Source organism: Chroococcus sp. FPU101 (genome assembly GCF_017312365.1).
Classification (GTDB): Bacteria; Cyanobacteriota; Cyanobacteriia; order Cyanobacteriales; family Microcystaceae; genus Chroococcus.
The window spans coordinates 1-21,909 of record NZ_BLJI01000030.1; the positions used below are offsets into that span (position 1 = coordinate 1).

A 21,909-nucleotide genomic window follows, 5' to 3' on the forward strand; every position below is an offset into this window, starting at 1 on the left:
AATGAATTGGTATTAAATAAATTACTGGTTGCTTATGCTGAAAATATACACGATGATTTAGGATTATCTCTAGCCTTAAGAATGTTAATAAATGATCCAAATAGACAGTTAGAAATTCTCCAATTTTTGCCGACTGCTGCGGGTGAAATTGATAGTAGTTATGAATTTAGAAGGATGTTTGAACTCTTACCCAGCGAGGTAAAAACTCGATTACATATTACTAATCTAGAATCAGCCGAACCCATGCAAGTTGTGATTGAAGCATCACAAAATGTTGATTTAACGATTGCTGGAACGAGTCGAACCTGGGGAATTGAACGACAAACATTAGGTTTATATACCGATCGATTAGCTCAAGAATGTCAATCCTCTTTACTCATTACCCGTCGCTATTCTCCAGTCAATAATCATTTGCAATCTCTCTTTACTTATGGAAAAGATACAATTAGATCCTAAATATTTAAGCTTTTATGGAATTACGATCGCATTTGTTCTAGGTTTATTTAAAATCGTTAGTAGCTATGGTGAACATTCTTTAAAAGCACCTCCGTCTGTTTCTGGGACTTATCAAATTCAGTCTAGAAATTTTCCCGCTTGTCTAAAGACGCAAGCTTTACCTTTAAAGATTGAACAGTCTGGGGTGTTTTTGTTTGCTCACTTAGCTAATCTTCCTTTAGATGGACGCATCAAAGACAATCAAATTAATTTAATGGGTAATCATTCTAGTTTTGCTAATTGTTCCTTTGCTCAAAATACAACTTTAAACATACAAGCAAGCATTAAGGATAATTTTTTAAGTGGCGAAATAATTTGGGATGAAACAACACCTACAACTCTTTTTATAGCAATAAGAGAAGCCGTTAAAGAAACATCACCAGAAAAACATTAAAAAAAAGGGTTTGATATCCAAACCCTCAATCTCACAAGGTTTTTATGCCAAAACTTTACTTAATGATGGTGGTGATGCTCATGTGAATGATGGTGATGATGTTCTTGTAAAGAAACCGAATTTGAATTAATGCTTAAAGCTTCTTGGTTTAATAAAGCTTCAATCTGTTCATCTGCCCAATGAGCTACCATGTGACAGAAGTCGGGATGATCATTAACACAGGGCATTTGGATATAATTCACATCAGAATACTTACGGCGTAGATGTTCGATAATATGCTCTACATCTAGTAATGTTTCATGATTTTCTGTCGCAAAACCAATCGGCATAAAAATAAGTGCTTTTGCCCCTAATTCTATTAAATTTCTAGCCGCTAAATCTGCATTAGGTTGTGTCCATTTAATGAGAGGAGTCTGATGATTGAGCCAACCTACTGAAATCAACGGATATCGCTCGATTAACTCTTCTCGAACCAGTTCATAAAGCTTTTGACTTTCATCAATACCCGATGTAAATCCTTTTGCTTCATGAGGGCAACCATGATTCATTAAAACAATACCAATTTGCGAGGGAAGATAAGCTTGAGCTAAATCTTGATTAATTTTTTCCTCAACCAAACGCGCCATTAAATGAATATAGTCGGGTTGGTTATAGAATGAGGGAATATAACGCATCCCTTTAACCCAATGCTCAGAATCTTCATTCATTTCGGCTAAAGCTTTATTAACTTGTTCTATCGCAATTCCACTGGTAAAAATCGAATCTACAACTAATAAAGGGTAAATTAGAATCTTTTCAAAACCTTGGGCTTTAATTTCTGTTAAAACTTGAGACGGTAGATATGGCGCACAGAAGTTAAACGCTTTAAAAACTTTTACCCTTTCGCCCCATTTCGCTTGTAGATTTTTTTCGATACCTTCCCGTTGGTGTTCAAAAATATGATTATGAGGGGAAATAAAATCATGATGCTGGTGTTGCCACTCATGCAAATCAAACATAGCGAGTAATTTTGCGAGTGGGGGGTATATCCAATGGGGAACAGGTGCAAATTTAGCGGTTAGTAGATTTAAAGCTTGTTCGTTGTAATTGGCAAAGTCTTCGTAACTTTCGACTTCTCCGTATCCCATGAGTAAAACGGCAATTTTTTCTGATGCGGGATTTTGTTCTGATTCGTGATGGTGGGTCTGTTGTGCGATCGCTACCACTACTCTAACCTCTACTGAGATAGTCTTTTTATACAGTTATTATTCTATTTTAGAATACTATCCCCCCCGATGGGATAAATAATTGTAGACAACACACTTTTCTTAATTAAAAAACCGATTAAGCAGAATAAACAAGCAATTATAGTAAAAACAGCAGTTTATTCTTCACAATGCCTGTAGCTGTCATCATGTATGCTAATACAACGGTTAGCTGTTGCGATCGCGTTAGTTGCTCACTTTTGATAGTAAATATTTATTTTAAAACCAATTAAAAACTTTAACTTGAGGTATGAGATGATAACGCCCAAAAATCTTGGTTTAGGTATAGTCCTAACAGTATTTAGTTTATCTACTCTAACCGCTAAAGGATTTGCTTATAATTTTCACTACACTTCAGCAGAAACAGAAATCGTCAACACAGATTTTGATTCCTCTAACGGCTGGCTCTTAAATGGAACAGTGATTGATAGAGGAACAATTAAAGCTAGTTCTTCTTGGGGTAGTGCTTCTTATCCAATTGCTCCAGTGAATTTAGATCAAGGCGATGTATTCCTTTACTGGAGTGGGATTTTTCCGAGCAGTGCTAGAACAGAACCAGACAAATATTATGTAGGTTTGCAGTATGCTGATAATGCTCCAGTCTGTTACAACAGTCAGACAAATAGTATAGTTGGGTCACCTCCGTGTACAGGGATTGCAGTTTCTGAAGTTGACGAAAATGCTGAACTAAAAGTCGAAATTCGTCCACGAGATAGAACAAATATTACTAATACTTATCATAGACTCTATATCGATCCAGATTTCGATCCAGTAAACAATTATTCTCCAGTCTCAACTAGAGTGAACGTTCCTAATTATCAAGAAGCTGTGGCGATGGATTTTCGCTTAAATATTCGTAAGGTCAGTTCAAGTCAGTATGAAGCTATGTTAGCTTTTTGGAATGGCATTTCTTGGCTATCAATGACCCCTAAATCAGGATACACTTTACCACTAAATATTAGCTCTTCAAATTGGATAGATGCTAACCGACAGATTAGTAATTCCGTCACTTTTGAAGCGATTAACCTTTTATTTCGGCAAGCTGCTTCTACTCGACAGTCGATGATAACTGCCGTAGCACTGACTCAAATTAGTCCTCAAACCCGTTCATTAGCACTAAACCAAGCACGTCCTCAAGCGATTCAAGTCAATGAATCTTCTAAAAATCTAGCGTTACCTTTAGTTTTAGGATTGGGAATGTTATTTATTAAAAAGCCAAAAACAGACACATAGAAATACTTTGAGCTAATGCACCTGACAACTTAAAAAACTGCCTCTGAATCAGTAATTGATGTTATCGTCTTTATAAGACTATCCCCCTTATGGGATAAAAAATAAGTAATCAGTATTTTTTTACCTCTAAAACCTTACCGATCAACATTCAGCCCAAAAGTAGAAATTTATAGCAATGACATTGTACTTTGTTTACAGCCTATGAAAGAAATGTTAGTCTGAGGTTTTTTGGTTATTATAAATCTATAAATTTAAGATTACATAGTCTCATGAATGACTAAAAATAAAACTTATCGTAAGCAACTTGGGGGACAATATCAAGCTCTTGAAGAACATTTTAACTAAATAGCTGAAGAACTCAAAAAGCCATCAGATTTACAGCATATTGAAAAAAAACAGTCGCCAATTGCCGACAACAAATAGCAAAATTAGAAAGGAGACTGGAAAAATGAAACAATCTACAACAGAAAATTTAAAAAGATTTAAGCGTTATTTAGAAGAATATTCACCTCAACTTGAAAAAGCTTTAGCCGCTATTAAAACTCTAGAAAAATCAGACTCAGAATCAGAAGAATTTAGCGATATTTTAGCAAAACTTTAGGTCTGCGCTACAGTTTTGAAGCCATATTCAGAAGGAATAGTTAATGCTATTGAAGAGTTTACAGAAGATATGTATCAAGATGATGAGTAAAAAAAGAAGTCAGTACAAAAACCGACTTCTCTAGAAAGTTTAGCTCAAATAAGAATAATAGAATTTTTAAAGCTAGTCATAATACATTGTGCCATTAGTTTCAAGAAAAAGCCTTAGATTACTTTCAATTTCCTCTAGAAAAGAAGTTAAATCATCTTTAGCTTCAAAAATAATTCTATTTGTACTAGGAAATCGAGTATCTCGATCAACTATTAGTAGCATCTTACGTTCTATAAAATAATTGATTAATGAATCATAATCTATAAATGTATCAACATAATCAAATTCTAATAAATTAAAATTATCATTTTCCACATATTTTTTTAAAAGCTCTCGATGAATTTCAAAACTAAGCTTAGATTTTTCTTCATCATATAAAGAAAGTTCATTTTCCGAGTAAGCCAGTTTTAAGCGAGAAGAATATTCTTGATAAAAATCTAATTTACTTATTTGTGGTAGATAAAAATCTTTTTTTTCTTCTGAATCTATTTCTAATTGAAAGATGTCTTTTAGATATTTGTCTTGCTTAATAAAATCAATAATTTTTTCGGATTCATTATAATATTTTTTATAGAAACAAGATTTAATTGTTTGGCTGACAATTTCATATTGATATTCAGGAATATAGCATTTCAATAAAATATTTTCAAACTCAGGTCTAATAGAAAAGTATTTTATTTGATGCAATACATGATTAGAAATTAATTTATGAGATGAAAGATATAACTGTTCTTCTCTACCTCTATGATAATAGAGTGCGCTTTTATTATAAGAATATTCACTGGTAACAGTACTATATCTTGTCCGTTCTCTGATATTCCAGTTATCAAGATTCATTAAATAGCTTATTAAAGCATCTTTAAGAGGAAAGTTATTAGATAATTTTTCAGATTTTTCAATTAAATCAGAGGGTAACATTGCCAGAATTTTTTTAAGATCTTCAGTATTTGTGCTAATGGTAAACTTTCCATCAAGATTTTTGATTTCAAGAGTAATATTATGTTTCATAAGGCTAAACTTATCGTTAAATAAGAAAAAAATATAATTTCGATCTCGATTATCAAAGTTAACTTGCTAAAAAAGATGTTGCTCTGATGGTGTAGGTTTGTATCCATCTCTAATTGCTGCTTTCATAAAAGCTGTTGGATTCTTAACTCGTTTTTGAGTATGTGCTTCATCTAAAGCGGCTACTGCACAATCCAGTCTTTCAGGATGTTCTTGCCATAATTGAAGTAATTTAGGATCGTCTAGATTTACACCATAACCCTGCAAACATTTAAAATTTGCCATAAAATGCTCTCTTTTTATCACTATACAAATATAGTAATCAAAAAACGTGTAATCGTCAAGCTAATCGCATCAACACTACTCATAATTTAGTAGTGTTTTTGAAGTTTTTTATAATACTAACAAGGTAGCGGGCATCAATAAAAGTGAATTAATACACCTAATAAAGAATAAAATTAAAAAAAATTGAAACTATAGTCACGTAAGCACCATCTAATCCCTAATGAGTACCTAAATTAGTGATTTAATTCCGCTTTATGCTCAATTAGCCTAATTCCCAGACGAATCTAACCATGTCTGCTAAAGATATTTTTCACGAAGTGGTAAAGCAAGCTTTACAGAAAGAACAGTGGGTAATTACAAATGAGCCTCTAAAATTTAAGTATGGTAATGTCAACTTTCAGATTGACTTGAGTGCCGAAAGGTTAGTTGCAGCAGAAAAAGAAGGAGAAAAAATTGCTGTAGAAATTAAGAGTTTTTTAAATCCTTCGGCTATTACTGATTTTTATGCAGCGTTAGGTCAATTTCTGAGTTATCGATTGGCACTCTTATGCAAATGAGCCAGACCATATATTATATATAGCAGTTCCAATAGATACTTATCGAACAATTTTTCAGCTTGAGTTTACACAGTCCGCAATCAGAAGATATCAAGTACTATTAATTGTATATGATCCAGCAAATGAGGTAATTGTCCAATGGATAAAATAGCTTATTTTCGAGAGTGCATTCAGACTTTACTGACTCATTATGCTAAAGATGACATTTCAAGTGATGAAGTAGAAGTACAACTTATCTTTGATACACAGCGAGCTCATTATCAATGGATGAATGTTGGTTGGCAACAGTTTGAGCGCATTTAACGCTGTATTATGCACTTTGATATTAAAAATGGTAAAATTTGGCTTCAGCAAAACTTAACAGACCAAAATCCAGCCGAAGAGTTAGTCAAGATGGGGATTTCCAGAGAAGATATTGTACTAGGGTTACAGCCTCCCTACAAACGACCCTATACTGAATACGGTGTTGCTTAAAACCTAAAAAACTGCTCTAACCTTGATTGAGATAGTCTTTTATACAGTCATAGTTCTATTTTGGAATACTATATTAAAAAAAACTAATGTACTACTGCAAAATCTGTGTACTGTCGCATCTTAGGTTCATGGAAGGCTAATACGATATCTTCTTGATCAACACCTGCACGAACAAGATCAGTCGCAATCCCGTTTTCCGTCCAATCTTCTTCGATCCAGAATTTGCCATTTTGAAGACGAACGTAAACAGTCATACCCATAATGCGCTCACCATTCTGCCAGCCAAGGTTCATCCAGATATAATGACTTTTTAGCTCATCTACAATCAAAAATGTTTCAATTTCTTGGTTATGGCGACGGTTACACAATTCTATATATTCGGTCAAGATGCGTTTAATGAGTTGGGGATACTCAGTTAATTTATCCATTGTGTGATTTCCTCTGTTTCTGTATCTACAATAATCAGTGGCAGTTGATGTTTATTGAGAATAAGTTGAATCACATCCTGCTTAAAAAAGCTTGAGAAAGCGATCGCACTAACAGCAACATAGAGTTTACGATCTGGTGCTGTTTCCTCTAAAAGATAGCGGTATATGTCATACTGACCAAGAGCTTCTTTTAAATCTTGTATTTTTGATGTGCCAAGAAAGCTTTTAACCTCAACTACCAGTTTTTGTCCATCTCTTTCAATTGCTATAGGACGTTCAGCACCGAGGTCAGCGTATAATATTGTTCTGCGATACTGAATAATGTATGGATCATCTGTAATTATCCAACCATCCTTGATCATTGCATTTTTTACCGCATTGTGGATGATGTCTAATTTGGGCATAACATTTAGTATAGCTTTCCTATAAGCCTCAATTAGCATTCTTTCATCTATGTAATTCGTCTAAAACATTATTCTTATAAAAACGAAGATGTCTCAATGGTATCCGATCGCATTATCATCCGACCAAACAACAAATTTACAATCAATTCGTCTGTTAAATCAGGATTTATTCTTATGGCGATCGCATGATAGGGTAATAGTAGGAATCGATCGCTGTCCTCATCGTGGTGCTAAACTGTCTCTTGGTTGGATTTCAGAAGATTGCTTAGTTTGTCCCTATCATGGACTGACTTATGACAAAACAAGACAATGTACTAAAATTCCCGCGCATCCAGATTTAATTCCATCTCAAAAGTTACAAATTCATCAGTTACTGATACAAGAACGCTACGGACTTATTTGGACAACGTTAGAATCATCAAGTCAAGATCTTCCCATTTTCCCACAATTTCATGATGAGCAGTATCGTAACATTCTTTGTGGCCCCTATTATTACAAAGCTTCAGCCTATCGGGCTATGGAAAACTTTTTAGATGTATCGCATTTTCCTTATATTCATGAAGGGTTATTAGGTACACGCTCTCATCCTGTGCTTAAACCTTATACTGTTAAAATTAACTCCAAAGGTATCGAAACATCTGCAATTGAAATTTTACAACCTGACCCTGATGGTTTAGGGAAAGAAAGCTATGTCACATATTATTATCAGGTTCATCGTCCCTATATTGCATCTTTTACTAAAATAACCGCAGCAGGTGAATTTTTTATGTTTCTTGCTTTGACTCCTCTTTCTGATGTTGAGTGTATCGGATGGATGGGACTAGCGATGAATTATGGTCATGATATTCCAGAAACAGAGATTAAAGCGTTTCAGGATAAATTAGTCGAACAGGACATAAAAATTGTCGAGTCTCAATCCCCTTTAGTTCCGTCTCTAAATTGGAGTGATGAATATCCACTACCTTCGGATAAATTAGTCGTCGCTTACCGACAATGGTTGAGATCTAACAGCGACAGTAAAGAATTATTTTGATTAATCTCATAAGTGACAGGTTTCTTATTTTTCTTGATTTTTCCTTCTTCTACTGCGCGGTTTAACCAGTCTTGCATCTGTACTAATCGAACATTAAAAGACTCAGATAAAGATTTTGCGTCTTTGGGTTGATCTAAATGCTTAATCATCAAGGGTAAAACGATTTGATAGATATCATTGGTTTGAACTTCTGGGACTGATGCGGATATTTCCTGTACTACAGTAATCGTAGGCTCATCTGTGGCTAAAAGTTCTGTTAATGGTTTCTGGAATGGGAGTTCGGGAAAAATTCTTGCACCACGTTTGAGTAATTGTTGATTTCCCTCAGATACAGATCCTTGCATTCTGACAAAAACAGGAACATCTTTTATTTTAGCTAATGCTTCGATCGCACCTGCCCAAGTTCCGCCTTTTTCTTCTGAACTATTGACAATTAGAGCATAATGTGATAAGGCGTAGATATATTTATTTCGGCCCATTGCATTTCCAATACTAAAACCCGCATCAGGGTCATAGGTAGAGATTAAAGTAAGCTTATTTTCTCGAATATATGGGCGATATTTGCTGTTAACCGAGGGTTTGAGGAGACTATCAGACAGAATTCCGACTGTCGTTCCTCCATATTCTAACGCGCTTAACATTGCGGTTTGATCGACTCCTCGCGCACCTCCAGAGATTACCTGTATATCTTCTTTTGCACAGGTTTCGACAATTTGCTGAGTATAGTTTAGTCCAGCTTCGTCTACATCACGTGAACCGACTACTGCTAATCCTCCCAAAGATAATAGATTTTGGTTGCCTATGCCATATAAAATCGGTGGTGCAAGATGTTTAAGTTTTTGCTTGAGACGTTTTGGATAGATGTTTTCTCCTCTTCCAATTATCCATAAACCTTGATTTGTCCACTTTTCCACCGCTAGACTCAGCATAACACCTCGTTCGAGTAGCGAAATTAAGCGATCAGAATTTAGTTTATCTATTGTAATTTTAGGAAGTCGTTGTTTGAAAGTAGCATCGAGTAAATCTGCGGGAGTCATATTCTGTTCTACTAGCCAACTCGTCAGAATGTTATACTCACCAATGGTTAACGGTGGGGTTTCACTTTTGCGGGTTTGACCAAAGCTGGCACAAAGTAATAAAATGGCTTGGGTGTCGGGATGTATCATTATAGATTGCTAGATAATGAATTTAATGCTAAAGCTAAAGGAAATACTTGACCAGTTCCTGAGTTACGCAACAATGCAGCAATAACGGTAAACGTCCAACGAGAGTCAACGAAATCATCGACTAAAAAGACTGACTCTGCTTTTATTTTACTCTTGTCAATCTCAAACACTCCATCTAAATTACGTGCTTGCTGATAGCTATTATTCATCATCTTTTGGGGTTGATTTTGTTTAACTTTTCCAACAACAGGGATAAAAGGTATATTTAATTGATTGGCTAATCTTTGCGCGAAGTTTGGGACAAGTTCGGGACGCTTTAAAGAAGGAACACAGGTTACCCAAGTTGGTGCGGGTTGAGGGTGAAGACGCTGTATCATTGCAATCATTCCCTGAACTAAATCATCATTAAACTGATTATCTCGATATTTACCTTGTTTAACTAATTGTCCCCATCCTGCATCACCCCATAAACAAAGTGCGCGTCCTTCTTCTGCTTGCAAATAGGGTTTAATATTACCTGAAAATCCATAAACTGACAAAGCTTGTGGGGGCCATTGTTTGCGAGGTTCAATTTTTAGGTCACTGCGACGGAGAAACTGAATCGCTTGTTTTTCTCGTTCTGGTGAATAGGTGGTAGTTATAAGAGGATAACCTAAACATACTGCACATTTGCCACAAGGTATAGGATTTATATCATTCAAGGTTTGTGCTAAAAATTGCATCAAACATTGCTGACTACTCAGATAGTTCCGCATCTGTTCTTGTTCAGAATAGCGAATTTGTTTGAGTTGTTCGATTTTTTGGCTATCTGGTTGATAGATAATGGGTGTCGCGTACCATTTTGTTTTTATTTTAACGACAGGTGCAGGAGATTCTAAGGATAATAGTTTTAGGACTTTCTCAATTTTTCCTTTTGCTAGATTGAGTTGTTGTTCTAACTGAGGAACCGATAAACCATCCGCTTGATTAAGACTATTTAAGACTTGTTGGGTATGTATTTCGGGTGGGAATGCTGTTTCTATAAAATAATTGCTGATTTCTTCGTCTTCTTCTCCACTCAGCAAGATTCCGTACGCTTGTTCTACTGCTCTTCCTGCTCGTCCGACTTGTTGATAATAATGTACTACTGAACCTGGTCGTTGATAGTGGATGACAAAACCTAAATCTGGTTTATCGAAACCCATTCCTAAAGCGGTGGTAGCGACAAGAACTTTAATTTCATTTTGCAATAGTTGGTCTTCTAAAGCTTCTCGTTCTTTGATTTCACTATGATAGGGTTTTGCGAGAATATTTTGTGTTTTCAACCAATTAGCCACTATTTCGGTATCTCTAACCGTTAGAGTATAGATAATGCCACTGCCTTCTAAAAGTGGTAATATTTCGGCTAACCATGCTAAACGACCCGCAGAACTCGGAATACTGATATGTTGTAGCTGTAAACTTTGTCGCGTCAGTGTCCCTCTTAATATACGCAGATTCGAGCCAAGTTGTGTTTGAATATCTCTAATAACTCGATTATTTGCGGTTGCTGTGGTGGCTAAAACGGGAATATTAGAGGGAAGGGCTTGTAAAATACGAATAATACGGCGATAATCAGGTCGAAAATCATGTCCCCAGTCGGAAATACAATGCGCTTCATCTACGACAAATAAACCGATACGAGATGAAATAGGTAATAAAATATTATCTCGAAATTCTTCATTAGCGAGTCTTTCAGGAGAAATCAGCAGAATATCTATTTGTCCGTTTAGCAATTGTTGCTTGACAGTTTCCCAGTTTTGTGAATTGCTAGAATTAATGGTTGCAGCTTTAACATTAATGCGTTCTGCTGCGGCAATTTGATTTCGCATTAAGGCTAAAAGAGGAGATATTAGAATAGTTGGGCCAGCATTTTGCTCACGGAGTAAACGAGTTGCGAGAAAATAAACTAAACTCTTTCCCCATCCTGTTCGTTGTACCACTAATAAACGTGAACGATGTTGTATGAGTTCTAGAATAGCCTCCCATTGTCCAGAGCGAAAGTCTGCTGTAGGATGATTAAGCGCACGACGAAGAAAAGATAATGCTTGTTGTTTAAGGTCGTTAGAGTACATATACTATGAAAATAGCGATCGCTTTTTCTAAAGTACCCAAAACCTTTACCCGAATTTCATTCGTCGTAGATGTTAATATGGTACACAAGAAGAATTTTTTTAGATAGTAATAATGCAAATTCCAGATCATAAAAAGCATCGATCGCAAAAAGCTATTTTATCTAAACCCAATGATTCTGATGTTCAATTGAGAGCTATTGCTTATAGTATGGATGCTCTAATAACAGGGCTTTATATTTGGTTAGGTTCAGTTAAAATTCGTTTGGGTGGTAGTATTCCAGAAGATAATTACCCAGGTACAATACATAGTCAAGCTGGTATTGCTCTAGTATTACCAAACTATCGAATTTTTAGCACTTATCAAGGCAGTTATGACCCTTGATAAACATCGACTTGATGGTATTTCTCAAATTTCAGCTAAAACATTACCTACTTCCGTATTTGAGACACTTTTAATGGAAGCAGGTTATAGTAAAATAGGCACTGCACCCGCTCAAGGCAACCGTATTAAAGCTTGGTGGAGTCATTCAACTTCTAAACGAGTAGAAGTTATTTATAGTCCTGATAGAGCAATAGCTATCTAAATGAAGCAAGAGGACTCTCGCTAAAATTTTCGACAGAATATCAACCAAATTTAGCGTTCCTATGAATTGCGAACAATATTAAATTGAGTGTGTGGCTTTTAAAAGCCACAAAACGAATCAATTCTAGGGAGACGCTTAATATAATCCCGAATCACTTCAGATACGGAAAACCCCTTAGATTCTGCATAAAGATTGATTCGCTCGTATTCTTCTTCGGTCAACCTTATTTTAATACTTTTGTCCCTTGCCATGTTGTCACCAATGGAGTACAATAACCAATGTATTGTAAGCTATAAATACTGATGTTAAACGTTTTAAAAGTTAGAATTTACCCAAACAAAGAACAAGAAGCAGCCTTGGTTAAAAACTTTGGTTGTGTACGGTTTGTTTGGAACCACTACCTTAATAAAACGAACACTCAGTATCAAGAGACAGGGAAGGGGTTAAGTTATTGCGACATGGCGAAAGACTTAACCCAACTCAAAAAGCTTTCTAACTACGATTGGTTAGCTGAAGCTACCGCAGCGACATTACAGCAATCTCTAAAAAAATTAGAATCAGCTTTTAAGAATTTCTTTTCTCATCGAGCTAAATTTCCTAAGTTCAAAAGTAAGCATCACAAACAATCAATTCGATATCCTGAAAGTTGTTCAATTAAAGGAGATAGTTTAAAGCTACCTAAAGTTGGAATCGTCAAAGCCAAACTGACAAGACCAATTGAGGGAAAAATAAAATCTGTAACTGTCTCTAAAACCAGTACAGAAAAATATTTTGCTTCAATTCTTTTTGAACAAAGTGGTTTGCCAGCCTTAAAGCAAGGAAAAATTTCAGGAATCGATTTAGGTTTAAACAGCTTAGTAACTGTCTTTGATGGTAAAACCGGTTGCAAAGTAGACCCAATTAAACCAACTAGAAAATACGCAAAAAGGCTAAAACGTAGACAACAAGCTTTATCTCGTAAAAAGAAAGGTTCTAATAATAGACGAAAAGCAATAAAATCGGTAGCCAAAGTTCACGAAAAAATATCTAATACTAGACAAGATTTTCTCCATAAACTCTCAAGAAAGTTGTGTGACGATAACCAAGTCATCGTAGCCGAAAACCTTAATATTAAGGGACTAGCTCGTACCAAGTTAGCCAAGTCAATTCATGATGCTGGTTTTGGAATGTTGCTTAATTTTATGGGCTACAAACTAGACAGAGAGGGAGGTAAATTAATTGAAGTTGATAGATACTTTCCTAGTTCTAAGCTGTGTTCTAATTGTGGTGTTAAAAATACGTCTTTAAACTTAAGTATTCGGGATTGGATTTGTTCTAATTCTAGCTGTAATGCTTATCACGATAGAGACGAAAACGCAGCCCGCAACTTAAGAGCAGAAGGGATAAGAATATTATCAAATACGGTAGGACATACCGAATTTCAAGCTTGTGGAGAGACTGTAAGACTCGTTAGTGCAAGCACTAAACAGTAGGTTTCTGTGAAACAAGAATCTCCCGTCTCAGTCGCAGACTATACGGCGAGAGTGTCAATACCGCCTATCATGTAACAAAGTAAGATAAATATTTAATCTGCAAAAAAAACTTTGTTATGGTTGCGTTAAAACGTGCAGTACGAGATCCTTCTTTACAAGCCACTGTTTTAAATACTACACCCCTATTTTATAGTCTAGGGGCTGATCTAAGTATCGATCGTTCTGCTCATGTTAGGGCGGGTTCTAGTCTAAGTTGGTTTGGTGATTTTTTAGCGATCGTACAAGATGATGCTAATTTTTTAGTCTTGATTAATCCATCAGATTTACAAGTCAATGCTATTGTTCTAAATACTGGTGAAGACGGATTACGTGAATTTGATGATCTACGCGGTAACAAAAAATTTAAACTAGATTTGGAAGCTTGTACCACTATTCCTACAACAAATGGAGATTTATTGCTTGCTTTCGGTTCGGGTTCAACGTCACGACGAGAACAAATTTTAATCGTCACAGAACAAGAGCCAAACTCTTTTATTCTTAAACAGGCAAGCGCATTTTATCAACTATTGCGAGATGGTACAGATTTTTCGGGGAGTGAGCTTAATATAGAGGGTGTGATCTTTTATAACAATCACATTCGTTTATTTAATCGCGGAAATGGTGCAATACGAGGAAATTTAGTCCCCATTAATGCAACCTGTGAATTAGACTGGAATGAATTCAACGCTTATTTACAAAATATTAATCTACAACCACCCAAAATCAAAAATATCTGTCAGTATGATTTAGGTGAATTAAATGGTTTGTCTCTGAGTTTTACCGATGCAACTGCTACAAAAAATGGTATTATTTTTTCAGCAACAGCAGAAAATTCTCCAGACGCAACAAAAGACGGTTTTGTGAGTGGGTCAGTATTAGGTATTCTAGAAGATACTCCACGTTGGATTGAATTGCGTAATCTCGATGGCTCTTTATTCACTCTCAAAGTAGAAGGGGTTTGTCTGTCTAAAAAATCCAAAAATCGGCTATATTTAGTCATTGATGCTGATAATCCGATTCTTCCTTGTAAGTTATGCGAGATTGAAATTACGGGAGAATGGAGAGTATGATCATTTAAACCCTTTACCTCTTGATGATTGTTGCCATATCATTAATTCGCCATCTTGTCCACCTGCTGCTAATAAATCACCGAGGGGGTGCCAAGCGAGACTAGAAAAACCATTTTTTGTGTCTTCTAATATTTGTCCGACTTCTTTCGCTTTTTGCCACAAACACAACAAACCATCTTCCGCAGCAGACGCAAGTAATAAGCTATTGGGTTGAAAAGCTAATCCTTGTACAATTCCTTCGTGTAAGGTTAATATTTTTGCATTCCATCCTTCCTCATCCCTGTTTGCTTTTGTCCAAACGGCTATCCCTTCAACACTCGATGCAGCAAGAAGCGGTACTTTATCATTAAAAGGTTTCGACCAAACTAACTGACGAATTTTCCCAGGAAACCCCCGCATGAGCCAGGGATGAGGATAACCCCATTCTAAAACAGTAATGGTATTATCTAAATTACCGGATGCTAAATATTTTCCATCGGTTGACCAAGCAATTTCAAGGCTGGCTGCATCCATATACATCATATATGGATCATCATCCCAGTTTCTAGCTTCCCAGATTTTCGCGCCTTCATTTCCTGCAACTGCTAGACATTCTCCATCAGGTCGCCAAGACATACTTAGAATAGAGGAGGATACAAAGGGTAGAGTCGTTATACGGGTTTGTGTTTCAGCATCCCACAACTGCACGTATCGACCCAAACTAAACGCTAGTATATGACTCGTCGGACACCAACACAAGCGATCAATCCATTGTGGAGCATTTTCTAAAGTAGTAATTAATTCTGGAATTGGGAGCATTCGAGCGATCCTTACTTTACCATCTTGTCCGCCTGCTGCCAAAAACTGACCATCAGCAGAAAAAGCTAAACAATCGACCGATAAACCTATTTCTGGTAGTAATATTGTTAACTGTCCATCTTGCCATAATACGACCTCTCCTGATGCTGTAGCCGCCGCTAGAACACCTGTTACTGACCAAGTAAGTACAGTAATATATTCTGATAAAATGCTTTTCCAATGGGGTTCAAAGGAAATTTGACGCGGGATTTTTAAACTAGACATGATCTAAAATCTTGTTTTAATTCTGCTTCATCGAGGTTACGACCAATAAAAACCAGTTCATTTTTACGAGTTTCGTTATCTTTCCAAGGTCTATCCGCTTTTCCTGTAAATAGCATATGAACGCCTTGGAACACAAATCTAAAATCTTCTCCTGCTATATTTAAAATACCTTTCATGCGGAAAATATCAACGCCTTTTGTGCGTAATAAATAACCCAACCATTCGTTTAATCTTTCCTCATCAACGGCACCCGATTCTACAATAGCAACAGAGGTAACGGTTTCGTCGTGTTGGTGGGTATCCTCTCCTAAAAATTCTGGGTCTATTTCTAAAGCGCGGTTTAAGTCAAATGCTTTTACTCCCAACAAAGCTTCCATTGTTAATTCTGCATTCTGAGTTCGGTAAATTTTCGCCATTACATTCATAGCGCGAATTTTCTCTTCGAGTTCGTCGAGTTCTTCTGGAGTGACTAAATCGGTTTTATTGAGTAAGATTACATCAGCAAAGGCGATTTGTTCTTGTGCTTCGTCTGCATCCCAATGTTGTTGGATATGTTTAGCATCAATCACTGTTACTACTGCATCTAGGATAACCTGATCTCGCATATCCTCATCGACAAAGAAGGTTTGAATAACAGGTGCGGGGTCTGCAAGTCCAGTTGTTTCGATGACTAAATGATCGAATTTGTTGCGTCGTTTCATCAAATTTCCGATAATTCGCATTAAGTCCCCTCGCACCGTACAGCAGATACAACCGTTATTCATCTCGAAGATTTCTTCGTCTGCATCGATAATAAGTTGGTTGTCTATCCCAACTTCTCCAAATTCATTGACGATGACGGCGACTTTTTTTCCGTGTTCGTAGGTGAGGATGCGGTTTAATAAGGTGGTTTTCCCTGCACCTAGATATCCTGTGAGAACGGTAACGGGTACGAGTTCGGGTGGTGTTGCTGCAACCATAATCTATACTGTGAGTATTCGATAATGATTATCATTATAGTCAAATTTTGATACATTCAATCAATTTCTTTTGATAGAATTTCATAAATATCTTTTTGATCGCCTTCTTTACGAATTCCGACCCCAACAACAATCACCACTATTTTTTCTTGATCAACTCTATAAACAATGCGATATCGTTGACCAACTGCTCTGACACTACGATAACCCATCAATTGAACAATTAAAGCTTTTCCTTGTTTTTCTGGCTCTTGTTTTAGTTGTTCAACTCGTTTAACTAAAGTTTTTTGTTCACGTTGGTCTTTAATTTTGGTCAGTAATTGAATGGCAAGAGGCGTTAACTCAATTGTATATTCCATTAAAATTACTAACTATATTCCTAATTGTTTTTTAACGACTTCCCAATTTATGGTTTCTCCTGCTTTATCTTGTTGAATTGATTCTTTAAGCTGAGTTGAAAAATCTTCATCGGTTAAAATTTCTATCGTTTCTAATAAAGAGCTATAATGTTCATAACTTAAAGCTACCATGATTGGCTGCTCTCCATCTGTGACAATAATAGGCTCATCATTGACAGATTCAGGAAGTTCTAAAAGTTGTTGTCTGGATGTTTTTAGATTAAGTGATCTTGACATAGTTTTGTTATTGAACCTCTCAAGTGAATTTTATTTATCTTAATCAGAAACTAACTCATAAACTTGTGAATTTCCTGTGTGACTGCTTCAGAATATTCTTCATGTAGTCCTAAAGTACCTGGTAAATAAACGGATTGTACGTTATCTAATTCTGCGATTGCTTCCATTTCTGCTTTAGAACGAGGTGGTGCGTTTTCGGCAATAATAATGAATACAGGTATCGATAAAGATTGTATTAATTCTAAAAATTGTTGGCGGTTTTGTATAGGATCTAAAGTACCTGTTACAAAGGCTGCGGGTGCATATCTTGAACCTGTTTGTTGCGTGATTTTTTTCTTACTTGCAATAAATTCGGGTGTAAGTTTACTATCATCTGTATAAACGTGACGACGATACATTAAACGCAAAAAGGAAGGGGTTGTATTTAGATAATATAATAATTGTCCCAGAAAAGGCGATCGTACTGTTTCTCTAATCCCCTTTCTCACAGTATCAGGTAGTCCCATTACTTTTAGAGGCCCGCACCAAGTGGGAGCAATTAATATTATTTTAGAAACAAGATTAGAGTTATTTTGAGCTAATTTTAACGCATAACCACTCGCATGACCCGCCGCAATAATAATGATTGGAGTAGTAAAAGCCTCTCTAACAAAATCTTGCAATAACTGATGATAAAGTTCTGGTTTGTAATTTAGTGGTGGATGTTCGGAATCTCCAAGACCAAGCCAGTCTAGAAGTGTTACTTGATAGTTTTTAGCTAAAATTTGAGCAATTCCCGCCATTTCCTGACGAGTAGAAACGGTACTAAATGCAGGTAGTAATAACACGGGTAATCCTTGCCCTAAAGTTTCATAAGTAACTAAATACTTTTGATTTTGCCAAGTCCAAGAATATTGTTTAACCGTTCCGTTAAGTTGAGTGAGTGTAGAAGTCATAATACTTTTTTGAGGTTATTTTTTTTTGCTGTTAAAATTCCCTGAGTGGGACTAAATAATAACGCTAAAACAAACGAAATAAAAACAACAATAACAATTGCTGGGCCAGATGGAATATCTAGATAGTAGCTGATATACATTCCACTGATACCTGAAAATATACCTAAAACTGAGCCTAAAATCATCATTTGATATAATTCTTTAACTAACAGATATGCGGTAATGGCTGGCCCAACTAAAAGAGACATTACTAATAAAGCTCCAACGGTTTGCATACTAGCGACAATGGTTAAAGTAATGGCACAAACTAAGCCGAAATACATGATATTTACTGGTAAACCACAAGCTTTAGCCCCCAATGGATCAAAAGTGTAGAATTGCAGTTCTTTATAGAACAGTTGATTTAAAACTAAAATAATTAAAGTAATTATTAAAATCTGTAAAACATCTTCTTGGCGAACGCCTAAAATATCGCCGAAAAGAATATGACTGAGATCAACCCGATTGGTTTTAAGCACGCTGATTAAAATGACCCCAACACCTAAAAAAGTTGGTAAAGTTAGAGCCATTGCCGTATCGACTTTAATACGTGATTGTGTCCGAATGGCAGCCATGACTAAGGCACTCATAATACCCGAAATAAATGCCCCAATTGATAAATTTAATCCTAAGAAAAATGCGATCGATACTCCAGGTAAAACCGCATGAGAAATTACATCACCAATCATCCCCATCTGTTGCACAATTAGATAACTTCCCACTACTGCCCCTAAAATCCCCATTAAAAAAGCGATCATCAAGGCATTTCTCATGAATTCAAATTCTAAGGGTGCGAACAATCCATCTAATAACATCATGCTCCTTATATAAAAAGATGATTTAAGTGATATCCATAGGCTTTTTTTAAATTCTCTTGAGTCATGACATCTTTTCTAGATCCCACCGCAATCAAGCTTTTATTCAGCAATAACAACTGATCATAATGCTCTAAACTTTCCCCTAAATCATGGGTAATCACTAATAAAGTTTTTTGCTCTGATTTTAAGTCTCGAAAAACATCAAAAATAATCGTTTCTGTTTGACTATCCACCCCTGCTAAGGGTTCATCAAAAAATAATAAATCTGCTTGTTGGGCTAAGGCACGTGCAATAAAAACTCGTTGCTGTTGCCCTCCAGAAAGTTCGCCGATTTGCCGTTGACGGTAATTCCACATTCCAACTCGTTCTAAGGCATTTCTAACAATATGATAAGAGTTGCGATCGGGTTTTTTGAACCATCCAGTCGCGGGAATACGACCCATCATCACCACATTTTCTACAGTAATAGGATAATCCCAATCAATTTGGCTTCTCTGAGGCACATAGGAGACTCTTTTAAGCTGACGTTTTAAAGGACGTGACGCATATCGCACAATACCGCTAACAGTCGGAATTAAGCCCAAAACTGCCTTAACAACTGTACTTTTTCCCGCCCCATTTGGGCCTAAAAGACCAGTCATCTGACCAGGTTGTAAACAAAACGAAACATCTTGGACAGCCCAACTATTCCGATAACTCACAGTTAGGTCATTGACTTCTAGCATAGCCACCTTAAATTAATGTGAATTCTCCCTTGGTGTTATTATGAAAATGATTATCATTATATAAAATTGTAGCGATTATTACTACTCACTATTATACGAAAATGAAAACCATTCCCATCGCCCTTTTTACACTTGTTTTAGGATTAGCTAGTTGTAGTACACCGAACCAAACCGCTAATAACACAGAGAATAGTCAAAAACCTTCCGTTATCGCCTCCTATAGTGTACTATGTCATCTCACGGAAACGATCGCCCAAGATACTGTAAACTTAAAATGTCTGATCCCACCAGCACAAGATCCCCACACCTATCAACCGACACCATCCGATAGTAAAGCAATTAGTGAAGCGCAACTGGTTCTCTATGGTGGCTATCAGTTTGAACCGCAAATCATCGAACTGGTTCAAGCATCGAATACACCTGCACCTAAAATTGCTGTCAGTGAACAAGCGGTACCTAAACCCATGATGGCAGAACATGAACACGCACACGCACACGAACACGAACAAGAACAAACCAAGGAAGAACACAAAGAAGGTGAATTAGAACCCGATCCCCATGTGTGGCATGATATAAAAAATGTTATCGCGATGACAGAAATTGTACGATCGCAACTCGCAACCCTTAACCCTTCTCAAGCGCAGGTATATGAGCAAAATGCCAAAGCATATACCGAAAAGCTACAAAACCTAGATAACTGGGTAAAAGCGCAAATAGCAACCATTCCCGAACAACAACGTACACTGATTACTACCCACGACGCACTAGGATATTATATCAATGCCTACGGTTTAACGGGATCAGAAGCGTTACAGGGGATGAGTACTGAAGAAACTCCCACAGCATCACGGGTAAAAGAATTAGTAGGCACGATTAAACAAACCAAAGTACCGACACTTTTCGCGGAAATTACGGCAAATAATAAAGTAATCGAAAATGTCGCAAGAGAAGCTAATGTAAAAATTGCGGATCAAGAATTATATGCAGATGGTTTAGGAGAAAAAGGCAGCCCAACAGGTAATTATATCGGTATGATTGAGAATAACACGTGTGCGATCGTCAATGGTTTAGGTGGTAAGTGTACCCCATTTCAATAAATATCGGGTAACGGATAGGATAAATAAGCCATCCGTTTTACTTCCCGTCTTCCTCTAGCAACTGAATCTAAAATTAAGCCACAAGTCATACTTAAAAAAGCGAGTAACATGGTAGATGTGGCTAGAAAAGCAGTCGGAAATCTGGGGACTAAACCAGTATTAAAATAAGTGATTAGGATGGGAACTACCAGGATGATAGAAATTAGAGCTAAAAGCAGAAATAGAATTCCAAAGAACATAAAAGGACGAATTTCTTTAAATAAGAGTAATGCAGTTCCTAAGACTCGCCAACCATCCGTAAAGGTTCTTAATTTACTTTGTGATCCTGGGGGACGTTCGCCATAGATCGTTGGTTCTTCAGCAAAGGGCATTCTTAATTCTAAAGCGTGGATCGTAAATTCGGTTTCAATTTCAAAACCATGAGAAAGAGCAGGAAAAGATTTAACATAGCGTCGAGAAAAAATCCGATAACCCGACAACATATCATTAAATTTAGCTCCAAATAGAAACTTAACAAAACCTGTGAGAAAAAGATTTCCCGCTTTGTGTCCAGGGCGATAAGCTTGAGAGGTATCAGAAACAAGACGACGAGTACCGACAACCATATCTAATCTTTCAATTAATAAACGTTCAATTAACCGTCTGACGGCTGCAACTTCGTAGGTATCATCCCCATCAATTAAGATATAAATATCAGCATCAATATCAGCAAACATTCGCCGAATCACATTTCCTTTACCTGGTAGTATTTCGTGACGGACAACAGCACCCACAGCAAGGGCTTGTTCTACAGTATTATCAGTTGAACGGTTATTATAAACATAAATTGTGGCTTCAGGTAGATATTTTTGAAAATCGGTTACAACTTTTTGAATCGTTAAACTTTCATTTCGACAGGGAACTAAAACGGCAATTTTATAATTTTTAAGTGAAATAGTTTTAATTTTAGAAGTCACTGAATTTAGCATATTA

25 protein-coding genes and 3 pseudogenes are annotated in these 21,909 nt (G+C 36.4%); 12 read left to right on the top strand and 16 right to left on the bottom strand.

Annotated elements, in window-relative coordinates:
- Positions 1-456, top strand: a pseudogene (locus CFPU101_RS19460) (sodium:proton antiporter); the annotation flags it as partial.
- Positions 431-889: a hypothetical protein gene (locus CFPU101_RS19465; RefSeq protein WP_206816991.1), complete on the top strand. Its 459-nt coding sequence runs from the start codon at positions 431-433 to the stop codon at positions 887-889. The pseudogene CFPU101_RS19460 and the gene CFPU101_RS19465, both read left to right, overlap by 26 nt.
- A 59-nt stretch (positions 890-948) precedes the next feature.
- Here CFPU101_RS19465 and CFPU101_RS19470 read toward each other — a convergent pair whose 3' ends face one another.
- Positions 949-2,094, bottom strand: a complete 1,146-nt coding sequence (locus CFPU101_RS19470) for a ferrochelatase (RefSeq protein ID WP_206816992.1) — start codon at positions 2,092-2,094, stop codon at positions 949-951.
- Positions 2,095-2,388: 294 nt separating this feature from the next.
- Here CFPU101_RS19470 and CFPU101_RS19475 point away from each other — a divergent pair, with 294 nt between their 5' ends.
- Together CFPU101_RS19475 and CFPU101_RS25715 are read left to right on the top strand one after the other, a co-directional pair.
- Positions 2,389-3,366: a hypothetical protein gene (locus tag CFPU101_RS19475; protein ID WP_206816993.1), complete on the top strand. Its 978-nt coding sequence runs from the start codon at positions 2,389-2,391 to the stop codon at positions 3,364-3,366.
- A 448-nt stretch (positions 3,367-3,814) separates the two neighbouring features.
- The gene (locus CFPU101_RS25715; protein WP_242578116.1) at positions 3,815-3,967 is read left to right on the top strand and encodes a hypothetical protein; all 153 of its coding nucleotides are present in this window, start codon (positions 3,815-3,817) and stop codon (positions 3,965-3,967) included.
- 162 nt (positions 3,968-4,129) lie between these two features.
- Here CFPU101_RS25715 and CFPU101_RS19485 read toward each other — a convergent pair whose 3' ends face one another.
- Positions 4,130-5,065, bottom strand: a complete 936-nt coding sequence (locus CFPU101_RS19485; RefSeq protein WP_206816994.1) for a hypothetical protein — start codon at positions 5,063-5,065, stop codon at positions 4,130-4,132.
- Positions 5,066-5,131: 66 nt separating this feature from the next.
- A complete protein-coding gene (locus CFPU101_RS19490) occupies positions 5,132-5,347 on the bottom strand; it encodes a hypothetical protein (protein WP_206816995.1) in 216 nt (71 codons plus the stop codon).
- A 290-nt stretch (positions 5,348-5,637) separates the two neighbouring features.
- Here CFPU101_RS19490 and CFPU101_RS19495 point away from each other — a divergent pair.
- Both CFPU101_RS19495 and CFPU101_RS19500 read left to right on the top strand, forming a co-directional pair.
- Positions 5,638-6,055 (top strand): annotated as a pseudogene (locus tag CFPU101_RS19495) (XisH family protein).
- Positions 6,043-6,378: pseudogene (locus tag CFPU101_RS19500) on the top strand (XisI protein). The pseudogenes CFPU101_RS19495 and CFPU101_RS19500 overlap by 13 nt, the downstream one beginning before the upstream one ends.
- 83 nt (positions 6,379-6,461) lie before the next feature.
- Here the strand turns inward: CFPU101_RS19500 and CFPU101_RS19505 are convergent.
- Positions 6,462-6,806 carry a XisI protein gene (locus CFPU101_RS19505; protein ID WP_206816996.1) on the bottom strand — a complete coding sequence of 115 codons (345 nt, stop codon included), beginning with the start codon at positions 6,804-6,806 and terminating at the stop codon, positions 6,462-6,464.
- Positions 6,794-7,210, bottom strand: a complete 417-nt coding sequence (locus tag CFPU101_RS19510; protein ID WP_206816997.1) for a XisH family protein — start codon at positions 7,208-7,210, stop codon at positions 6,794-6,796. The genes CFPU101_RS19505 and CFPU101_RS19510 overlap by 13 nt, the downstream gene beginning before the upstream one ends.
- A gap of 88 nt (positions 7,211-7,298) precedes the next feature.
- Between CFPU101_RS19510 and CFPU101_RS19515 the strand changes: the two genes are divergently transcribed.
- Complete coding sequence (locus tag CFPU101_RS19515) at positions 7,299-8,243, top strand: aromatic ring-hydroxylating dioxygenase subunit alpha (RefSeq protein ID WP_206816998.1); 945 nt, start codon at positions 7,299-7,301, stop codon at positions 8,241-8,243.
- On the opposite strand, the gene CFPU101_RS19520 is transcribed toward CFPU101_RS19515, so the two are convergent.
- Entirely contained in the window at positions 8,195-9,409 is a 1,215-nt protein-coding gene (locus CFPU101_RS19520) for a DNA-processing protein DprA (RefSeq protein WP_206816999.1), read from the bottom strand. The two genes, CFPU101_RS19515 and CFPU101_RS19520, sit on opposite strands and share 49 nt — an antisense overlap.
- Positions 9,409-11,502 carry a RecQ family ATP-dependent DNA helicase gene (locus tag CFPU101_RS19525; RefSeq protein WP_206817000.1) on the bottom strand — a complete coding sequence of 698 codons (2,094 nt, stop codon included), beginning with the start codon at positions 11,500-11,502 and terminating at the stop codon, positions 9,409-9,411. The genes CFPU101_RS19520 and CFPU101_RS19525 overlap by 1 nt, the downstream gene beginning before the upstream one ends.
- 112 nt (positions 11,503-11,614) lie before the next feature.
- Between CFPU101_RS19525 and CFPU101_RS19530 the strand changes: the two genes are divergently transcribed.
- Both CFPU101_RS19530 and CFPU101_RS19535 read left to right on the top strand, forming a co-directional pair.
- Positions 11,615-11,884, top strand: a complete 270-nt coding sequence (locus CFPU101_RS19530) for a hypothetical protein (RefSeq protein WP_206817001.1) — start codon at positions 11,615-11,617, stop codon at positions 11,882-11,884.
- Positions 11,874-12,086, top strand: coding sequence for a hypothetical protein (locus CFPU101_RS19535; RefSeq protein ID WP_206817002.1), 213 nt, complete (start codon positions 11,874-11,876; stop codon positions 12,084-12,086). Before CFPU101_RS19530 ends, CFPU101_RS19535 begins: the two co-directional genes overlap by 11 nt.
- Positions 12,087-12,184: 98 nt before the next feature.
- Here the strand turns inward: CFPU101_RS19535 and CFPU101_RS19540 are convergent, their stop codons facing one another.
- A complete protein-coding gene (locus CFPU101_RS19540; RefSeq protein WP_206817003.1) occupies positions 12,185-12,337 on the bottom strand; it encodes a DUF6290 family protein in 153 nt (50 codons plus the stop codon).
- Between the two features lie 51 nt (positions 12,338-12,388).
- Here CFPU101_RS19540 and CFPU101_RS19545 point away from each other — a divergent pair, with 51 nt between their 5' ends.
- Together CFPU101_RS19545 and CFPU101_RS19550 are read left to right on the top strand one after the other, a co-directional pair.
- Positions 12,389-13,558, top strand: a complete 1,170-nt coding sequence (locus CFPU101_RS19545) for an RNA-guided endonuclease TnpB family protein (protein WP_206817004.1) — start codon at positions 12,389-12,391, stop codon at positions 13,556-13,558.
- Between the two features lie 116 nt (positions 13,559-13,674).
- Positions 13,675-14,667: a hypothetical protein gene (locus CFPU101_RS19550; RefSeq protein ID WP_206817005.1), complete on the top strand. Its 993-nt coding sequence runs from the start codon at positions 13,675-13,677 to the stop codon at positions 14,665-14,667.
- Here CFPU101_RS19550 and CFPU101_RS19555 read toward each other — a convergent pair whose 3' ends face one another.
- From CFPU101_RS19555 to CFPU101_RS19585, 7 genes are read right to left on the bottom strand one after another with little or no spacing between them, the layout of a single operon-like run.
- Positions 14,668-15,729 carry a WD40 repeat domain-containing protein gene (locus CFPU101_RS19555; protein WP_206817006.1) on the bottom strand — a complete coding sequence of 354 codons (1,062 nt, stop codon included), beginning with the start codon at positions 15,727-15,729 and terminating at the stop codon, positions 14,668-14,670.
- Positions 15,717-16,688, bottom strand: coding sequence for a GTP-binding protein (locus CFPU101_RS19560; RefSeq protein WP_206817007.1), 972 nt, complete (start codon positions 16,686-16,688; stop codon positions 15,717-15,719). Before CFPU101_RS19560 ends, CFPU101_RS19555 begins: the two co-directional genes overlap by 13 nt.
- A gap of 56 nt (positions 16,689-16,744) precedes the next feature.
- The gene (locus CFPU101_RS19565; RefSeq protein WP_206817008.1) at positions 16,745-17,047 is read right to left on the bottom strand and encodes a type II toxin-antitoxin system RelE/ParE family toxin; all 303 of its coding nucleotides are present in this window, start codon (positions 17,045-17,047) and stop codon (positions 16,745-16,747) included.
- A gap of 12 nt (positions 17,048-17,059) precedes the next feature.
- Positions 17,060-17,323, bottom strand: coding sequence for a type II toxin-antitoxin system Phd/YefM family antitoxin (locus tag CFPU101_RS19570; RefSeq protein ID WP_206817009.1), 264 nt, complete (start codon positions 17,321-17,323; stop codon positions 17,060-17,062).
- Between the two features lie 50 nt (positions 17,324-17,373).
- Complete coding sequence (locus tag CFPU101_RS19575; RefSeq protein ID WP_206817010.1) at positions 17,374-18,258, bottom strand: alpha/beta fold hydrolase; 885 nt, start codon at positions 18,256-18,258, stop codon at positions 17,374-17,376.
- Positions 18,255-19,115, bottom strand: a complete 861-nt coding sequence (locus CFPU101_RS19580) for a metal ABC transporter permease (protein WP_242578117.1) — start codon at positions 19,113-19,115, stop codon at positions 18,255-18,257. Before CFPU101_RS19580 ends, CFPU101_RS19575 begins: the two co-directional genes overlap by 4 nt.
- 5 nt (positions 19,116-19,120) lie before the next feature.
- Positions 19,121-19,840 (bottom strand): metal ABC transporter ATP-binding protein, encoded by a 720-nt coding sequence (locus CFPU101_RS19585; protein WP_206817011.1) that lies wholly within the window; start codon positions 19,838-19,840, stop codon positions 19,121-19,123.
- Between the two features lie 101 nt (positions 19,841-19,941).
- Between CFPU101_RS19585 and CFPU101_RS19590 the strand changes: the two genes are divergently transcribed.
- Positions 19,942-20,937: a metal ABC transporter solute-binding protein, Zn/Mn family gene (locus CFPU101_RS19590; RefSeq protein ID WP_206817012.1), complete on the top strand. Its 996-nt coding sequence runs from the start codon at positions 19,942-19,944 to the stop codon at positions 20,935-20,937.
- Here CFPU101_RS19590 and CFPU101_RS19595 read toward each other — a convergent pair.
- Positions 20,931-21,905 (bottom strand): glycosyltransferase family 2 protein, encoded by a 975-nt coding sequence (locus CFPU101_RS19595; protein WP_206817013.1) that lies wholly within the window; start codon positions 21,903-21,905, stop codon positions 20,931-20,933. The two genes, CFPU101_RS19590 and CFPU101_RS19595, sit on opposite strands and share 7 nt — an antisense overlap.
- Between the last annotated feature and the right edge of the window lie 4 nt (positions 21,906-21,909).

Coding starts and splice junctions, on each gene's coding strand:
- CFPU101_RS19465 (WP_206816991.1), top strand. CDS start 431: ATGGAAAAGATACAATTAGATCCTAAATATTTAAGCTTTTATGGAATT.
- CFPU101_RS19475 (WP_206816993.1), top strand. CDS start 2,389: ATGATAACGCCCAAAAATCTTGGTTTAGGTATAGTCCTAACAGTATTT.
- CFPU101_RS25715 (WP_242578116.1), top strand. CDS start 3,815: ATGAAACAATCTACAACAGAAAATTTAAAAAGATTTAAGCGTTATTTA.
- CFPU101_RS19485 (WP_206816994.1), bottom strand. CDS start 5,065: ATGAAACATAATATTACTCTTGAAATCAAAAATCTTGATGGAAAGTTT.
- CFPU101_RS19490 (WP_206816995.1), bottom strand. CDS start 5,347: ATGGCAAATTTTAAATGTTTGCAGGGTTATGGTGTAAATCTAGACGAT.
- CFPU101_RS19505 (WP_206816996.1), bottom strand. CDS start 6,806: ATGGATAAATTAACTGAGTATCCCCAACTCATTAAACGCATCTTGACC.
- CFPU101_RS19510 (WP_206816997.1), bottom strand. CDS start 7,210: ATGCCCAAATTAGACATCATCCACAATGCGGTAAAAAATGCAATGATC.
- CFPU101_RS19515 (WP_206816998.1), top strand. CDS start 7,299: ATGTCTCAATGGTATCCGATCGCATTATCATCCGACCAAACAACAAAT.
- CFPU101_RS19520 (WP_206816999.1), bottom strand. CDS start 9,409: ATGATACATCCCGACACCCAAGCCATTTTATTACTTTGTGCCAGCTTT.
- CFPU101_RS19525 (WP_206817000.1), bottom strand. CDS start 11,502: ATGTACTCTAACGACCTTAAACAACAAGCATTATCTTTTCTTCGTCGT.
- CFPU101_RS19530 (WP_206817001.1), top strand. CDS start 11,615: ATGCAAATTCCAGATCATAAAAAGCATCGATCGCAAAAAGCTATTTTA.
- CFPU101_RS19535 (WP_206817002.1), top strand. CDS start 11,874: ATGACCCTTGATAAACATCGACTTGATGGTATTTCTCAAATTTCAGCT.
- CFPU101_RS19540 (WP_206817003.1), bottom strand. CDS start 12,337: ATGGCAAGGGACAAAAGTATTAAAATAAGGTTGACCGAAGAAGAATAC.
- CFPU101_RS19545 (WP_206817004.1), top strand. CDS start 12,389: ATGTTAAACGTTTTAAAAGTTAGAATTTACCCAAACAAAGAACAAGAA.
- CFPU101_RS19550 (WP_206817005.1), top strand. CDS start 13,675: ATGGTTGCGTTAAAACGTGCAGTACGAGATCCTTCTTTACAAGCCACT.
- CFPU101_RS19555 (WP_206817006.1), bottom strand. CDS start 15,729: ATGTCTAGTTTAAAAATCCCGCGTCAAATTTCCTTTGAACCCCATTGG.
- CFPU101_RS19560 (WP_206817007.1), bottom strand. CDS start 16,688: ATGGTTGCAGCAACACCACCCGAACTCGTACCCGTTACCGTTCTCACA.
- CFPU101_RS19565 (WP_206817008.1), bottom strand. CDS start 17,047: ATGGAATATACAATTGAGTTAACGCCTCTTGCCATTCAATTACTGACC.
- CFPU101_RS19570 (WP_206817009.1), bottom strand. CDS start 17,323: ATGTCAAGATCACTTAATCTAAAAACATCCAGACAACAACTTTTAGAA.
- CFPU101_RS19575 (WP_206817010.1), bottom strand. CDS start 18,258: ATGACTTCTACACTCACTCAACTTAACGGAACGGTTAAACAATATTCT.
- CFPU101_RS19580 (WP_242578117.1), bottom strand. CDS start 19,115: ATGATGTTATTAGATGGATTGTTCGCACCCTTAGAATTTGAATTCATG.
- CFPU101_RS19585 (WP_206817011.1), bottom strand. CDS start 19,840: ATGCTAGAAGTCAATGACCTAACTGTGAGTTATCGGAATAGTTGGGCT.
- CFPU101_RS19590 (WP_206817012.1), top strand. CDS start 19,942: ATGAAAACCATTCCCATCGCCCTTTTTACACTTGTTTTAGGATTAGCT.
- CFPU101_RS19595 (WP_206817013.1), bottom strand. CDS start 21,905: ATGCTAAATTCAGTGACTTCTAAAATTAAAACTATTTCACTTAAAAAT.